Here is a 16,795-nt window from a genome sequence, read left to right on the forward strand (position 1 = left end):
TATAATCGATATCCCACACGAATTGGAACGAGTTACCTGTAGAGTTATTATAGCCTACAATTGTTTACTTTTTGACCAGAAGCAGTGGTTTGATATAGCTTATAGAAAATTGGCTCTTGCTTGCTGCAGCAATTCTTTAAAATGTTGCAGATGCTTCTGCGTGGTGATCTCGGTATGCAAAACAAATTTAGAAACCGTTAAGGCAAAAATTAAACGACGCATTTCCCAGAGTGTGTCTTGAAATCCATCTACCTTCTTCTTAATCTCTGGGTCAAGCCTCTTTTCTAGTAATAAATTTTCCGAGCTTATTGTGATGGGAGCGCAAGTTTGTATTACTTCAGCCCGTAGTTTTTCAACAAAAATAAAGGTATTTATTTCTTCTGGCTTTAATTTAATAATCTCTTGCACACTATCTCTGAAAAAATTGTAAACCAGGCGTTGGTGAAATAAATAAAGTTTTTGCGAATAATGGTAGCCCTGAAATAAAAAATAATCCCCCACCAAAATAATTGCGACGCCGATTAAAGTACAGATCCCTCGGTTAATAACCATATCAAAGGGGCCTTCCGGTGAATTTAGATCCGTGGTTTGCGCTAATAATAAAAAAATCATAATGGTCGTAAATAATACGCTAATATCATAACGACGTGGGTTTAAGGTGGAAACCGATAAACCAATAAGAGCTAATACAAAAACTACGGGAATAAATCTATAATTCAACTGCATTAAATAAAGTAAAGGTAATAAAATTGTCAGGCCAATAAAAGTACCCCCTATACGATGTATTGCACGCCGGGTAATTAGTCCTGGTTCAATCCCCGCACTCACTACTAACACGGTAAGTAAAACCCAAAATTTATGTGGAATAGTGGAGAATAAATAAATGAACATGGCAATCATAAACATGCCCGCTAAATGAGTAAAACGAGCGTAATCAAGCCTTCGTCTCATTTGTGCTGTAGATAGCATAACTTATCCCAATGAATAAAAACTTGATTTAAACAACGACAAATATAATGTTGCAATTGTGTTTCTGCCTTTATAGTTATCCGTGGCAAACCGCAAGGAGCATAAGTGCTCATATTGTGACGGAGTAATTCAAAATTAGCCTGTATTTCATGCCAAAATGCTACATTTTTATCCTCATAATAAAGACTGTCCAAACAATGCTGAATATTCCGTAAATTAACCGCGATACGGTAAGCTTGTCTTCGGTATTTTATTGGAATTAACTTGCGGTAATTACGAGCCATACCAAGATGTTGTACTTCTTGCGCGGAGCTCTTTTTTTCCTTCCGTATGGCATAATCCATTCCCTCTTGCAGGCAATGAATAAACTTTTGCATGGCCTTATTCCATATCCACAAATAATTAGTTGGATATATTTTGAGGCAAATAAATGCGGTTAACATCGCCAATAAGGTAGAAGATACGAAGGTATATGCTACTTGAATACTTCCTAAAGGTTGGGTACTTAAAACGACTGTTCCATTCACCAAGAGCAGCATAGTTAAGTTTTTTAGTGCATAAAAATACTTGAGTATTGAGAAATAAGTAAGCGCTAAAACCAGTACGGAAAAAAAGAAAAAAGTACCTTTAAATGGAAAGACCAAATAGAAAGAGACACTAATCAATATGAGCGCAATGGTCATAAAAACCAATAACCGTTCTTTTTCTGGATAGGAGTCTATTGCTGGCGCTTCATAAAAAGCAAGCACCAAAAAAGGAATGATGTAACTTTGGAAATTCGAGGGTTGAAAAATCCAATAAACGTAAGTCGCCACGGTAGCTAAAAAAAGTGCTTTGGGAAGAATGACCCTTTGAGCGCCATAAGGATCATACTCCTCAATCCATGCTTTAAACCCTGATGTAAACATAGGCGCTGCTGCCGAGACGAAGTGGGTATCTAGGATCGGGATCGATGATACGAATAATTACCGGTAAACGCTGAGGTAATAAAATCCATTGGTTTTCATTAGTAACATTTTGCAATTGCGTACGGGCATCAACTAGCTGCCGGTTAGCAGACCAATAGTCTGATTCAATAATTCCATGAAATATTTTTCTTCCTAAATACATGCGAGGAAATACCACTACCCGTGACCCCACACGTACAGCCCCTAAATCAGTTTCATTAAAGTTTGCTTGAATATAAATATTTTCAGTATCAACTAATGAAAATAAGGGTTGATTGACATTTACTGGAGTTCCTACTGAAAAGAATAAATTTTGTACTACCCCATTTCCTTGGGCATATACATCGGTTAAGCGTAAATTTACTTTCGCATTTCCCAGGCGCGCGCTAATGGATTGCAGCTCGCTTTCTTGAGCTTGAATTTGATACTTATCAATTTCTAATTGCTTTAAAGAAGCCTCCCAACGATTTTTAGCTGCCAGGGTTTCTTGTTCAGAATTTTGTAAAGTCATCAGCGAAACTGAGCCTAAGCGAAACCCTTTTCGATATTTTTCATCATCTTGTTTCAGTTTAATGTAATTGCGTTCGTCATTTCTGCTAAGCCGCAGGTCACGCTCATAGGTTGCTTTATATGCCAATAATTTGGCCTCACCGCTAGCTAAATCGGCAATAAATTGATCATGGGCATAGGCATAGGGTCTTTTAAATACCGTGAAAAGCTTTTGCCCCTTTTGGACTACATCACCATTTTTTACATAAAGTCCAGTGATAAAGCCGCTGGTAAGAGCTGCTACAGGACGAACATTGTTCATCACAAAGGCATTATCGGTAAAAGGAAATAAAAACGAAAAAAGATAAATAAATGTAGTGAAAATACCAATAAAGATAATTGTGTTCGCTAAAGTAAACCAACGCTTCGCTCGCGTAAAGCGTCTCTTAAATTGGAAACGAAGCCTGGTAAAATTAATCATATCCCTCTCAAATAATCTACTTTTTGCTTGGTGCAGCCTGGTTACTCAACCAGGTTGAATTCTATTTTTCATCGCTGGGTTTTACCGCATAGCCTCCGGCTAAGTCTTGATATAAAACTACCAATGACATAGCAAGCTCTAACTTCGCTTGATTTGTTTTCAGTGCCAAGTTATCTAAATTAATTTTACTTTCTAATAACTCTTTATACGAAATTAACCCTGTTCTTAACAAGCCCTGTTGCAATTTATATTTACGTAAGTATTCACTTTCCGCACGCATGTAGGCATTAAATTGTTCATTCATACGTTTATTTGCGGAATAATCGGTGTCTACCTCGCTTAAAATTCGTTTAGCTGTCTTATAGAGTTCAGCTAATTTGGCCTGTTGTACCCCCTTACTACTCGCCACTTTTCCTAAGGAACTGGGGGCTATATCCCAATCGGCATAAGCATCCGTCACACTAACCGATACACCACCTGGCAGGCGTGCCCTTCCCACTAATTCATCTAATTGTAAGGTAGGGAAGAAATCACTCCAGGCAACCCATTCACTGGCACGCGCCCCCTTTAATGCATAGATGGCCATGCGCATATCAGGACGGTTGTTAAGCACTGTAGCTGGAAGACTACCTGGCTTAAAGCGAGAAAAGTCCAATTTGGCAAAATTGTTTTTATTTTTTATTCGCCCGGGGTTTTCATTGACCAAAAAACGCAATGCATTTTCGCTATACACCATATTATGTAATGCAGGTTCAATCTGAGCTGCAATTAAACGTTCATCTGATTGCAGTTGCGCTAATGAAATATCATCATTTAGACCAATGCGAATATCATGCTCACTTAAAGCAATTAGCGCTTTAAGATCTTTATTTAATTGTCGTAAAAGCCTGATTTGCTCCTGTTGGGACATAAGCGTAAAATAAGCAGACGCTATTTGTCCAATAACCGCCAAGCGCGCACCGTCAACAGCAGCACGATGAAATTGTACCTTATAGCTTGCTTCTTTCCCTTGCGTATACAGCTTCATCATATTTAAAACATAATAGGGCCAGATACCGTAAAAGGCGCCCGGAGCACCTAAAGCTGGGTTTGTTGAATATCCTGCTAATATTTGCACTGTGGGAATCCAACTCAGTTTAATTTGCAATAGCTCTCCTCGCGCTTGCTGCAAATTTCCTAAGGCAATGTGGATGTCCATATTGTAACGCAAGCCTGCCTCAATTAAATGATTCAATTCTTCGTCATGAAATTGTTGCCACCACGCCAGACACGGTAAATTCTCAAGAGTCTTATAAGCTTTTGTGCTAGAGGGAAATTGCTTTGGCGCAACGATCTGCTGCTTTACTCCCTTACCACAGCCCCATAATCCTATTAGCATGGAGGTTAAAAGTAGTGTTTTTTTTATCATTAATTAAGTTGCTGATGTATATGAAAATATCGATGCATTCATCATTGTATGTTTAGTTATATAGTGTGTCTAGGGCTTTCTATACTCCTCCCGGTACGCCCAGGCTTAATACAGGTTACCCATAAAAATGGACGGAAATTTTTCATCACCTATACTGTAGTTAAATAATAACGTTTTTCATTTTAGGATCTGAAAATGGACCATTCATGGAAAGAACAATTAAGTCAGCAATTAGAACAACAGGTTGATGCCCAGAAATTCGTTAATGCTCTTTCGATGAGTTATTGCGAACAGCATACCGTTGAAGAGGCGGCAAGCGACTTGTTCCTGCTTGATCAATTATCTATTGAGCGTTCTACAATCATCAATTTCTATGAATCAACTCTTTCTGAATATCCCTTACATGTTAAAATTTATCGCTTTGGTTCGCCAATCCCCTTATCCGATATTCTACCCATGCTCGAAAATATGGGATTGCGCACTTATACCGAGCGTCCTTATAAAATAGTTCTTAATGAGCAGCAATATTGGATTAGTGACTTTAATGTCACCTCAACTCATAGCAGTGCCTTGGATATTGAGCAATTAAAAGATATTTTTAGTGATGCCCTACTGCAAATTACACGGGGGGCTTGCGAAGACGATGGATTTAATAAGCTCGTCCTGGGTGCAGGATTATCCTGGCGTGAACTGAATATAATTCGTGCGTATGCAAAATACATGCATCAAGTAGGATTTCGCTTTAGTCAGCAATACCTCGAAAAAATTATTGATACGCATGCATCGATTGCCAAAATGCTCATTCAACTGTTTTCCTTGAAGTTTAGTCCCGAGCAAAATGCTGCGACTAAAAAAGCCATGGAGCAATTAGAGCATGATATTCAAACCCACATTGATGCCATTAGCAGCTTGGACGAAGATTATATTATTCGTTATTTCTGGTCCTTAATTAAAGCCACGCTGCGTACTAATTATTATCAAAATATCGATGGACATCATCAAGAATATTTATCCTTTAAATTAGATTCCGCAAAAGTTCCTGACTTACCACCTGGCCAACCTATGTTTGAAATTTATGTATATTCTCCGCGTTTTGAAGGCATCCATTTACGCAGTGCCAAAGTATCGCGTGGAGGGATTCGTTGGTCGGAACGACCTGAGGATTTCCGCACTGAAATCCTTGGTTTAATGAAAGCTCAAAAAGTAAAAAACTCGGTAATTGTACCTTCTGGAGCCAAAGGCGGGTTTATTTTAAAACGATTGGACAACATGTCTGATCGTGAGCAAATAAAGCAAGAGGTGGTTAGTTGTTATAAATTATTCATCAAGGGGCTTCTTGATCTGACTGATAATCTGGTTGAAGATAAAATCGTTCCACCGGCCAATACTGTTTGCTACGATGAGGCCGATCCTTATTTGGTGGTCGCTGCCGATAAGGGAACGGCCACCTTTTCCGATATTGCCAATGGCATTTCTAAAGAATTCAACTTCTGGTTAGGTGATGCATTTGCCTCTGGCGGCTCTGCGGGCTATGACCATAAAAAAATGGGTATCACAGCTCGTGGAGCCTGGGAATCGATTAAACGGCATTTTCGTGAATTAGATATTAATTTTGCAGAACAAGAGTTCACCGTGGTGGGTATTGGCGATATGAGTGGTGACGTTTTTGGTAATGGGCTTACCTATTCCAGAAACAGTCGCCTCCTCGCCGCATTTGATCATCGTCATATATTCCTTGATCCAAACCCTGATGCCCATAAATCATTTGATGAGCGAGTACGTCTTTTTAATTTACCAACCTCCTCCTGGGAGGATTATAACCCTGAGCTCATTTCTACTGGAGGTGGGGTATATCGACGAACCCTTAAGTCGATTCCTCTTTCTCCAGAAATAAAACAAGCATTAGATATCAGCCAAAACTCCTTGCCACCCAACGAACTCATTAAAGCGATTTTGCGAGCTCCGGTTGATTTATTATTCAATGGCGGCATTGGTACTTATGTTAAAGCATCTACTGAATCAAATATGGAGGTAGGTGATAAGACCAACGAATTTTGCCGCATTAATGGCAGTGAACTGCGATGTAGAGTCGTAGGCGAAGGAGGTAATCTGGGCTTTACGCAACTTGGTCGCGTGGAGTATGCGTTAAATGGTGGTCATATTAATACGGATTCGATTGATAATTCAGCAGGGGTAAATTGCTCCGACCATGAAGTGAATATAAAAATCTTGCTGAATAAAGAAATGAACCAAGGCAAACTTACTGAAGAAAAACGCAATAAAGAACTTTTTCAAATGACGGATGAAGTCGCCCAACTGGTACTTCAAGATAATTATAATCAAGCTCTAGTTCTTGGTTTTTCTGCCGCTAATACTGTATCGTATAGCGGCTTGTATCAATCCTACATCAAAGAACTGGAAAAATTGGTAAATCTAGATAGAAACGTTGAGTTCTTACCCGATGATAAAAAACTTATAGAACGCAAAGCCTCAGGACAAGGACTCACTCGTCCAGAACTGTCTATTCTCATGGCTTATACCAAAATTTATATCACCAGTGAGTTATTAAAATCAGATTTACCCGATGATCCTTATTTTATCGGCACTATGGAAACAAGCTTTCCATCCTTACTAACTAAGCTTTATGCAAAACAAATGGAAAAACATCGCTTACGTCGGGAAATTATCGCAACCCAACTCAGTAATCAGATCGTAAACACGGTTGGTATCACCTTCATGTATCGCTTACAAATAGAAACCGGTCTGTCAATTGCGAATATTGCGCGTGCCTATACTCTAGCAGCTAAAGCCTATGGCCTAGAAGAATTGCATGAGTTAATTGACTCATTGAACTACAAAGTCTCTGTACAAACCCAATATGAACTGCTACATCATGTGCGGCAACTCATGAATTTATCGGCTCGTTGGTTCTTACACCATGGGCGACTTCATGGCGATTTGGCCAGCAATATTGAGCATTATAAACAATCGATTAAGAAGCTTGAAACCAAGATTCCCTCCTTAATGGCGGGGATTACTAAAGACTATTTGGATAAACTGGTTGCCCAGTTTGTCGGCATTGGTATTGCTGAGGAAACTGCCAAGAAAATTGCCGCCACGCGCGCAATGTATACTGCGCTAAACGTAGTCGAAGTAGCCACCCAAAATCAGTTTGATTTAGAGCGAACTGCTGAAGTGTATTTTACCGTAGGCAGTAAGTTTAATTTAGTTTGGTTTCGCGATCAGATTGCCCTGGACTCACGTGAAGGGCATTGGAATAGTTTGGCACGGGTTTCCTTACGTGAAGATTTGGATAACTTACAACGCCGTATCACCATTGCCATTTTAAAAGAAGATCATCAGAAACCTAATGCTGAAGAATTAATTGATTCCTGGTTAGCTAATAACCGATTTATACAAAATCGCTGGGAGCAGCTATTAGAAATGCTATTAAGCAGTCAAGAAGTTGACTATACTCAATTTTTTATCGCCTTACGCGAATTATCAACTTTAATTAGCAGGGAATCTTAGTGGCTTTAGACAAGAAAGTTGGCACAGACTTTTCTAATGAAGTGATCCGGCTTATCAAAGCAATTCCTGAGGGGAAAGTTGCCACTTATGGATTAATTGCAACTCTGGCAGGAAGCCCTCGTGCCGCACGTCAGGTGGGATGGCTTTTGCATTCAAGTACGCAAAAACACGAACTTCCCTGGCATCGGGTCATTAAAGCAGGAGGAGTACTCCCCTTCCCACAGCATAGCGAAGCATATGAATATCAAAAAGCACTGCTCGAAATGGAAGGAATTGTGATGCTTGGTGGTCGTGTGGATTTGAAGCAATATCTTTGGTCAATCGTATAGCCTTGATTGCATGAAGTGTAGGCTGGTGCTGAGCATCGCGAAGCCCAGCATGGGTGTGGCATTGAGCCCCGGCGCTGGGCTTCGTTACACTCAGCACCAGCCTACAAAATCCCTTAAGTAAGTGCCATTAATTACAAGCAACAGACTATTTTTTGAAGTTACTTAAAACAGCCTCAGCATCCATTACTCCACCCACATTAGTCCGATAGAATTTAATTTTCATAAAGGTTGTAGGGATTTCCACCGTTACCCATTGTCCACCCGAAATCGTTGTGGTACTGGTAGTCGTGGTGTTATGACGACGATAATGGTGGTGATCAGAAGTTGAATCCGTTGTAGTCGTTTCCGTTATCGGCGTTTGATAAGTTTTTTTATTTACCGTTGACGCAGAATCAAGAATCTTAAAATAACGATACCCATTCATTTTGGTTAATTCAGCAGAGCGTCTTAACGCATATTGATAAGCTTGATCGCGGCTTGAGTATTCATTCCCTAAAAACTTTACCGTATAGGTATCCTCACTTAAGCGGAAATCTTCAAACCCTCCCGATAGTGACATTGGATGATAACCTGTAGCACAACTAGCAAGTAGCAATAAAACAGGAATTATGGCGATAAATTTTTTCATTTTTTTCTCACAGTAACGTCTTTAAAACAATGTTATTAGTACATCTACTGACATATATTATTATGACAATGCTGATTAGGATAGTAATTGAAGCTATGATGTTGATGCACATGCACCTGTGGTCTTGGTAAATAAGGTTGAATTCGAAGGGGATGATGATGGTGATGTCGGCGTTTGTAGTGATAGTGATAATTACCCCATGCGTACAACAAATTAGAAGAACTAAAAAGACAAATAAACGCACTTACAACTAATATTCTTAATTTCATTAGGAACCCCTAAACAAAATTGATAAAATTTAACTGGTTAATCCCAGTTTCGTTTTTTATTTAGACTTCATGAATCCATAAAAAACCAAATGATCATATTTGGTTCATTAAGAGGCGGATACTAAGCGATCCTTAGTTTTTTGAGAAAAATAAGCAGGTAAATTTTATGACCGATTCGCCTTTACCAAAGCGATTAAAAGAAGCTCGTGTTGCCGCCGGGATATCACAAAAACAATTAGGCATTGCGGCGGGAATGGATGAATTTTCAGCCAGTCCTCGCATTAATCAATATGAAACTGGAAAGCATACCCCTGATTTTTCCACATTGAAAAGAATCTCCAAGGTATTAGCCGTTCCTACTGCGTATTTTTATGCTGAGGAAGATGAGTTGGCAAAAAAAATTAAGTTATTTTGCAATTGACACCCAAAAAAGGTTACATCTCCTTGGGTTTTAAATATAAAAGGAGAATGAAGTCGAATTGTTTGCTCTGAGCGTTCTATCTCTAACTCACCCATGAAAGTGAAGAACATAAAGAAATAGGAGACGAGGACAATGAGGCGAATCTTCTTTCAAGTTCCGGAGCAGTTATTCCTTCTCAAGGGCAGGATAAAATTTCTCTACCCTCTTATCTCCCCAAACCTCTTTTATTATTGGTAATACAATGCAGCTCTTTTGGCGAAACTGAGTCATTCTTTAAACATACTGAAAAATTACTTGGCCGATAACTTTTTCTTTTTTAGCTCATCAATATTTAGTTGCATTTTATAATGTGGAACTGGATGCCATGCGGCAATGAATTCATCAATAATTTCAAATCCTGCTTTCTTATATACATGTACAGCACGTTGATTAGAAATTTCCGGATCAATTAGCACAATTTTATCATCAATAAATTGACTCAAAATGAATTCATGGATCATCTGTACTGATAATCCTTTACCTATGTAATCCACATTACAAATGAATAAATCCAAAGTCTTCGCTCCCTCAGGATACTCTTTTGATTTTTCGATATCAGAGGTAATCAAATAAGCAAATGGGACTTCCTTATCATAGGCTATCCAATGGGTAGCCCATGGCTTACCATTATTTAAAAACTGTTCAATATCATTTATGGTGTTGTTCAGACCATCACCATGGAGCCATTCATTAATATGAGGTTGCTGAATCCACTGTAGAACAAGTGCATGTTGAGATTTATCAAGAAGGTTGAAGGAGAAGCGAAACGATTTGTTGTCAAAATTAGTCATTTGAGAATGAGCCACCCTAAGGGAATAGATCTTCGCATTGTATCATTTAGTCCTCTTATTCAAAATTTAATAGCCATAAATTTCTTATCTATCCCCAAATCTGTCTTTCATGTTTTTATAACCAAGTAATGCAAGCAATCTTAGTGAGGAATAAATAGGCTAAAATACAATAAATGTATATAGGAAAATTCATTATGGTTAATCATAAGCACATAGTTGTATTGATTATTATTCTAATATCTATCGCACTATTTCTTTTTAATTAAAGGAGCCTCTGCCATCTTGAGAAAATTTTGCCTGTCTGGTAGCTATTGGAAAGAACTATTTTGCCTATCAAAAGTATCCTGTCAGGCTCTATCTAAATCTTTTAGTTTTTGCTGAATGCTGGGGCTTCTTTTAACCAAGAACAATTTCTCTGTCTTTCCACACGGGAATTAGCCGGGGCTAAGCTGCCGATCCGTCCCATATTCCATCAAGTCAAGCTAAGGTTTTCCATAATAAGATTAAGAGCAACGCATTGAATATATTCTGGAATCTTATAAATTTATCGTGGTAACATACTTTTTCTTCTATTTATACTAAAGGAATATTAGGTGCTAGAAAAAGTTTTTAAAAAGGATAATCTTTTTCGTCGTTGTGTAGCCGCTACTCTCTTATACTGCCAATTAGTGCCAATCGCTGGCGCTGCCGTAGCCCCCACAACTCCCATCTCACCTAATTCTTCGCTTTATTATCAAACTAATAAATCAGCAATAAATAAGACGCCTGTCCAGACGGAGGCCTTAAATAATTTATCATTAACGAATAACCAATTAGGCTTAAAAGGACCACTTGATTGGGGTTTAACCTATAGTGATTTGACCGGCACTTTTTTTAATGCCCAATATGTACTGCCACTTGGTGAGCGATTAGCATTAGGTGCTTTAGGTGAATATGGAGCGAATCAGTATCGCATCAACGGTACTTTAGGCTATAGCTTTAATCCCTTAAGCCAATTCAAGGCGAGTGTGGAGCGTTTAGGCCAACGCCTACCTTTTGAATTTGATTCTGGGTCAATTAATGCGCGTGTCAATCAAATGGCCTATGGGGGCAGATTCCAACAACTATTAAATGCCAATTGGCTGCAGGAATTTAATGTTGGTGGGTATTGGGCACAGGCCGAAAATAAAAATTTAAATCCGGTATTGTTTACATCAAACGGAGTTAACTGTGCTGGTTTTAGTGCCGGTTTAACTTGTATTAACTTTCGCCATTTAGCTGGAGCGAGAAGCAAGGGATTAGATGCAGGTATCGATTTATTATTAACGCCTGCGACCTTCATCCAAACTAATTTGTATTATGATCAGGTACATTATCGCAGAGAATTTAAAACCGTTAATATCAACCCCGTAAAGGATCGTTCAGGTTTAGGGGTAGGATTTAAAATAGATCAACTTTTGGGCGAGCGATTCAAGGTCTTAGGTGAGGCAAGCCTACGAGAAATTTATGATACATATCAGGCAGGTTTTAGTTTTATTCCTTCATGGGGAGTCGCTTCAGAAGTTTCTGTAGTAGGCCAGCATCTGGTGTCACATAATGCTACTCCCAATAATAGCAGTATTAGTATTAACTTAAGCCTGTTTGGTGATAAACCAAAACATTACAATAAAAGGGCTCGTGGAGAAGTCGTGGGCAACAATATTGCCCAATGGGTTCGCTCCCCCGCTGTAAAAATGGATCAAGTCCTGGCGGTTGCCGAGCAAATCACTAAATTAGTAGCCCCTACTATTTCAGGGGTAGCGCCGGATAGTGGCCCTATTGTTGGCGGTAATAGCGTAACGATAACAGGCACAAATTTCGTTCAAGGGCTATTAGTATTTTTTGGCGGTCAGCTAGCTACCAATATCCAAGTACTTTCCTCAACAAGCATTCGCGTTGTAGTTCCTCCAATATCAAACTCCTCAGGAGGGGCAGTTGATGTTGTCGTACAAAATCCAGACGGGCAAAAATCCTTACTAACCAATGGGTACACCTACCTGGGAAGCAATTTACCGGTAATTTATTCTATAAGTCCTACACAAGGTAGTATTGCTGGCGGAACGACCATCACGATTACTGGAGCCAATCTTGCTACTACACAAAGTGTCAACTTTGGAGGTATTCCGGGCACTATTGTGCAAGTTACTGATACGCAGGTGAGTGTAATTAGCCCTCCCAATATAGAAGGCGAAGTTCCCATCACCCTAACTACATCATCAGGAAGTGTAAGCAAACCAAATGCCTATACTTATACAGCAGCCCCAACCATTACTCAACAACCTGTAAACCAAAGCGCTTCTGTAGGTAGTACCGCATCCTTTTCTGCTGAGGCCACGGGTACCCCTACACCAACCGTACAATGGCAGAGAAGCATCGATGGCGTAAACTGGGTTGATATTTCAGGAGCGAATTTAACTACTTATACGACACCTACCTTGTCGATTAGCGATAATGGTAGCCAATATAGAGCGGTATTTACTAATGAGATAGGCCAGGCAGTTACTAATGCAGCCCTATTAACTGTAAGCCAGCCACCACCTCCAACACCTATTCTTACCGATGTGATAAGTAATGTAGCCCCAACAGGACCCATAAATAATGGCGGGACGACTAATGATACACAACCAACCTTTAGTGGAACTGCAGAGGCTGGTGATCTTATCAGTGTTTATGACGGAAGCACTCTTATTGGAACAACAACGGCGGCTGCAGATGGTTCTTGGACGTTTACCCCCCCAATTCCGTTAGCTGAGGGGGCACACTCATTCACTTTCACCGCTACAAATGCTGGCGGCAGTACTTCTACACCCACTGCACCATTTAACTTTACTGTAGATACAACAGCACCTGCAGCACCTGTTCTTTTAGCTCTGACTAGTAATGTGCCACCCAATCAGGGACCAATCGCTAATAATGGATTTACTAACGATACGCAGCCTATAGCCAATGGGACAGCAGAGGCTGGCACAGTTATCTCAATTTTCGATAATGGCAGTCTTATTGGAACAACTCCTGTAGATGTAGCGGGAAATTGGACATTTATGTCACCGGCATTAGCTGAAGGTACACACTTCTTCACCTTCACGGCTACCGATGCTGCTGGCAATATATCACCGCAAACGGTTCCCTTTATTTTTACCGTAGATACTACGCCTCCTGCAGTACCTGTTCTTTCTGATGTAACGAGCCATGTTTCCCCTGTAGGGTCGATCGCAAATGGCGGCACAACTCGCGATACGCAACCTACCTTCAGTGGCTCAGCAGAACCTGGCGCTGTTATCACAGCGAGCAATAGCAACATAGTTATGGGTGAAACGACCGTAGGAGCAGATGGCTCCTGGACATTTACTCCTCTAACCCCATTATCAGATAACACCTATTCGTTCACCTTCACTGCAACAGATTCCGCAGGCAATACGTCCGGGCAAACAGCTCCCTTTATTTTTACCGTAGATACTGTGCCACCTCCAGTACCTGTTATTTCTAGCGTAATGGATAATGTTCCTCCCAACACCGGTGTAATAACAAATGGAGGAATTACTAATGATCCACAACCTGTATTTAGTGGAACCGCGCAGGCTAATGCAATTATCACCGCTATGGATGGTGGCATTGTCATTGGGACTACAACTGTAGATGCAGGCGGTAATTGGATATTTACGCCGCCGACATTAACTGAGGGCTCACATGTCTTTACCTTCACAGCTACGGATGATATAGGCAATGTTTCACCCGCATCTGCTCCTTTTACCTTTACCGTGGATACTCTTGCACCTAACGCACCAACTGTTAGTGTAACAACTACCTCAGGGCCAATAAGTGATGGAGACTCCACCAATGATGCGCAACCTATCTTCAGTGGAACAGCAGAGCCTGGAGCTATCATTACTATCACAGATGGTGTCGATATAATTGGAACAACAATAGTAGGTGCTGATGGTAATTGGGCGTTCACCCCCGGAGACCCCTTAACCCTAGGCTCGCATACACTCCTGTTCACAGCCACAGATGCTGCCGGCAATATCTCGCCAGCTTCTACATTTAGCTTGACAATAACTTAGAGTAATTGGTTTTCATCGCTCGTATTACGATACGGGCGATGTAGTTACAGTGCCAATAAAACAAATGTGCTTACAATAAAAAGTAGTGTACTGGTTGTATAAGGATAGTTGTATGATTTATAACTTCGTTTACGCATATATAAATCAATTAGGTATACAGGAAGTACTGAGACAACAGTTAATACAATCACTAAAGCTGTATATTCTGCAATTTGTGGGAGCGGTATTATGGCCACAATAAACGTTAATACTGTAGCGAGCAGTTCACGATAATAGGTTATCCCCCAGATAACCCAATCACCAAAACTAAAGACGAACCAAGATGCCGCCAATAAAGGTAAAAATAACTTAACCCCTTTAACTGCAAAAACTTTCTTAATAAATCCGAGGAACTCCTGTGAAAAAAACACGGCAATAGCCCCCAACAGGATAACCAAAGTCATTGTGAATAACATTTACTCATTCCTCAAACATAAAAACTAAAACAAATTGGTACCTTTATAAACGATCCTCTAAAGCTTCCCAACGCGCATAATATTCCATCAACACCGCTTCATCTTCAGCAAGACTCTGGTTTATTTTTGCAATTGTCGAGGCATCTTGCTGATAAAATTTGGGGTCAGCCATCTGTAATTGCAACTCTGAGATCTTTTTTTCCAATTGCTCTATTTTTTGTGGCAACTGGGATAACTCTCGCTGCTCATTAAAGCTTAGCTTATTTGTGGACGGACTGCGCTTAACAGCGGGATTTTTATCTGCTGTTTCTCGCTCACGCTGTTGTTGCTGTTGTTGCTTCTTATGCATTTTATAATCATCATAGCCACCAACAAACTCACTAAAGTGTCCGGCTTCTTCATAGACTAAGACGCTAGTTACTACCTGGTTAATAAACGCTCTATCATGGCTAATTAATATTAATGTACCTGGATAATCAACTAACATCTCCTCCAAAAGTTCTAGTGTTTCGATATCTAAATCATTTGTCGGTTCATCCATTACTAAAAAATTAACTGGTTTAGCAAATAACTTAGCTAATAATAAACGATTACGCTCACCACCTGATAGTACGGAAACAGGTTGATTAAAGCGTTCCGCAGAAAAGAGAAAATCCCGCAAGTAACTGGCAACATGTTTTTGCTTGCCATTAATGGTCACATAATCAGCACCCTCACCCACATTGTACATTACCGTTTTATCTTCTTGTAATTGGCGACGTAGTTGATCAAAATAAGCCACATTTAAAGAAGTACCTTGCTTAATTTCTCCAGAATCAGGCTGCAATTCTCCTAGTAATAAACGCACTAAAGTTGTTTTACCGCAACCATTAGGTCCAATAATGCCAAGCTTATCTCCGCGAGTTAGCAATAAAGAAAAATTATCTAATAACTTCTTTTGGCCGAGAGAATAATTCACTTTAGTTGCTTCAATCACCACTGAGCCTGAGCGATTTACATCTAAAGCAATTGCCTTGACTTTTCCTAATTGATTCCGGCGTGCTTTATATTCTTCACGCAATGCTTTTAAGGCGCGCACTCGCCCTTCATTACGCGTACGTCGGGCTTTAATGCCTGTGCGAATCCAAACCTCCTCTTCAGCGAGTTTTTTATCAAATAATTCATTTTGCTTTTGTTCACTTTGACGAATTGTCTCGCGACGGTCCAGATACGTTTCATAATCACAATCATGTTGATGTAATTTTCCGCGATCAATTTCCACAATTCGATTGGATACCTGACTTAAAAACTCCCTATCATGGGTAACCAGCAATACAGCGCCTTTAAAGCTTTTGAGATAAGCCTCAAGCCACTCAATTGCTTCAATATCTAAATGGTTCGTTGGTTCATCCAATAATAATAAATCAGGGGAAGCAATCAGTGCAGCTCCCAGAAGAACTCGACGTTTCATTCCTCCTGATAAATTATTCATACGTTCCTGGGTAGTAATACCTAAACGACTAGCCATTGTTTCAATTTGTGGCAATTTATCCCAGGCGTGTAGATTATCCATACGCTGTTGACAGGCGGCTAACTTCTCCATATTCCCTTGTTGGGATAATTCATTAAATTGCGATAAGACCTCTCCCACTTCACCTAAACTTTTCACTAAAAAATGATAAACTGAATCATCTCCTGTGATAGGGACTTCTTGAGTTAAGCCTGCGACACGTAGACCGGATAGTTTATTGATTTGCCCACTATCAGGAACAATATCTCCTTGCAGTAATTTAAGAAGCGTGGATTTTCCGGCTCCATTCCGACCAACCAGGGCGATCCTGTCTTGTGGCTGTATTTGCCAATCGGCTTTATCCAACAATTGATTACCAGCAATATTAAGACTAACGTCATGAAGGGAAAGAATACTCATACTTTAAACTCTAAAAATTGATACATTTTGGTTGTGATTTTTGCCCTCTC

13 protein-coding genes are annotated in these 16,795 nt (G+C 39.9%); 4 read left to right on the forward strand and 9 right to left on the reverse strand.

Features of this window, described 5'->3' with window-relative positions; all coding sequences use genetic code 11:
- Positions 1-99: 99 nt before the first annotated feature.
- The 4 genes from BN3124_RS15540 to BN3124_RS15555 all read right to left on the reverse strand — a co-directional run bounded on the left by BN3124_RS15540 (position 100) and on the right by BN3124_RS15555 (position 4,294).
- The gene (locus BN3124_RS15540) at positions 100-969 is read right to left on the reverse strand and encodes an FUSC family protein (RefSeq protein WP_058535671.1); all 870 of its coding nucleotides are present in this window, start codon (positions 967-969) and stop codon (positions 100-102) included.
- Positions 948-1,877 carry a hypothetical protein gene (locus BN3124_RS15545; protein WP_058535672.1) on the reverse strand — a complete coding sequence of 310 codons (930 nt, stop codon included), beginning with the start codon at positions 1,875-1,877 and terminating at the stop codon, positions 948-950. Before BN3124_RS15545 ends, BN3124_RS15540 begins: the two co-directional genes overlap by 22 nt.
- A complete protein-coding gene (locus BN3124_RS15550) occupies positions 1,858-2,886 on the reverse strand; it encodes an HlyD family secretion protein (RefSeq protein ID WP_058535673.1) in 1,029 nt (342 codons plus the stop codon). The genes BN3124_RS15545 and BN3124_RS15550 overlap by 20 nt, the downstream gene beginning before the upstream one ends.
- Positions 2,887-2,947: 61 nt before the next feature.
- Positions 2,948-4,294, reverse strand: a complete 1,347-nt coding sequence (locus BN3124_RS15555) for a TolC family protein (protein WP_058535674.1) — start codon at positions 4,292-4,294, stop codon at positions 2,948-2,950.
- 195 nt (positions 4,295-4,489) lie between these two features.
- Here BN3124_RS15555 and BN3124_RS15560 point away from each other — a divergent pair, with 195 nt between their 5' ends.
- On the forward strand, positions 4,490-7,825 hold the full coding sequence (locus BN3124_RS15560; RefSeq protein WP_058535675.1) for an NAD-glutamate dehydrogenase: 3,336 nt from the start codon (positions 4,490-4,492) through the stop codon (positions 7,823-7,825).
- A complete protein-coding gene (locus tag BN3124_RS15565; protein ID WP_058535676.1) occupies positions 7,825-8,154 on the forward strand; it encodes an MGMT family protein in 330 nt (109 codons plus the stop codon). Before BN3124_RS15560 ends, BN3124_RS15565 begins: the two co-directional genes overlap by 1 nt.
- 145 nt (positions 8,155-8,299) lie before the next feature.
- Here the strand turns inward: BN3124_RS15565 and BN3124_RS15570 are convergent, their stop codons facing one another.
- Both BN3124_RS15570 and BN3124_RS17030 read right to left on the reverse strand, forming a co-directional pair.
- Positions 8,300-8,782: a CC0125/CC1285 family lipoprotein gene (locus BN3124_RS15570; RefSeq protein WP_058535677.1), complete on the reverse strand. Its 483-nt coding sequence runs from the start codon at positions 8,780-8,782 to the stop codon at positions 8,300-8,302.
- A gap of 44 nt (positions 8,783-8,826) precedes the next feature.
- Positions 8,827-9,051: a hypothetical protein gene (locus BN3124_RS17030; RefSeq protein WP_149865282.1), complete on the reverse strand. Its 225-nt coding sequence runs from the start codon at positions 9,049-9,051 to the stop codon at positions 8,827-8,829.
- Between the two features lie 166 nt (positions 9,052-9,217).
- On the opposite strand from BN3124_RS17030, the gene BN3124_RS15575 reads away from it, so the two are divergent.
- Positions 9,218-9,472 (forward strand): helix-turn-helix domain-containing protein, encoded by a 255-nt coding sequence (locus BN3124_RS15575; RefSeq protein ID WP_058535678.1) that lies wholly within the window; start codon positions 9,218-9,220, stop codon positions 9,470-9,472.
- Between the two features lie 290 nt (positions 9,473-9,762).
- Here the strand turns inward: BN3124_RS15575 and BN3124_RS15580 are convergent, their stop codons facing one another.
- On the reverse strand, positions 9,763-10,302 hold the full coding sequence (locus tag BN3124_RS15580; protein ID WP_058535679.1) for a GNAT family N-acetyltransferase: 540 nt from the start codon (positions 10,300-10,302) through the stop codon (positions 9,763-9,765).
- Between the two features lie 593 nt (positions 10,303-10,895).
- Between BN3124_RS15580 and BN3124_RS15585 the strand changes: the two genes are divergently transcribed.
- On the forward strand, positions 10,896-14,381 hold the full coding sequence (locus BN3124_RS15585; protein ID WP_058535680.1) for an Ig-like domain-containing protein: 3,486 nt from the start codon (positions 10,896-10,898) through the stop codon (positions 14,379-14,381).
- A 44-nt stretch (positions 14,382-14,425) separates the two neighbouring features.
- Here the strand turns inward: BN3124_RS15585 and BN3124_RS15590 are convergent, their stop codons facing one another.
- Together BN3124_RS15590 and BN3124_RS15595 are read right to left on the reverse strand one after the other, a co-directional pair.
- Complete coding sequence (locus BN3124_RS15590; RefSeq protein ID WP_058535681.1) at positions 14,426-14,836, reverse strand: hypothetical protein; 411 nt, start codon at positions 14,834-14,836, stop codon at positions 14,426-14,428.
- A 43-nt stretch (positions 14,837-14,879) separates the two neighbouring features.
- Positions 14,880-16,745 (reverse strand): ATP-binding cassette domain-containing protein, encoded by a 1,866-nt coding sequence (locus BN3124_RS15595; RefSeq protein ID WP_058535682.1) that lies wholly within the window; start codon positions 16,743-16,745, stop codon positions 14,880-14,882.
- Positions 16,746-16,795 lie beyond the last annotated feature (50 nt).

Source organism: Legionella saoudiensis (assembly GCF_001465875.1).
Classification (GTDB): Bacteria; Pseudomonadota; Gammaproteobacteria; order Legionellales; family Legionellaceae; genus Legionella; species Legionella saoudiensis.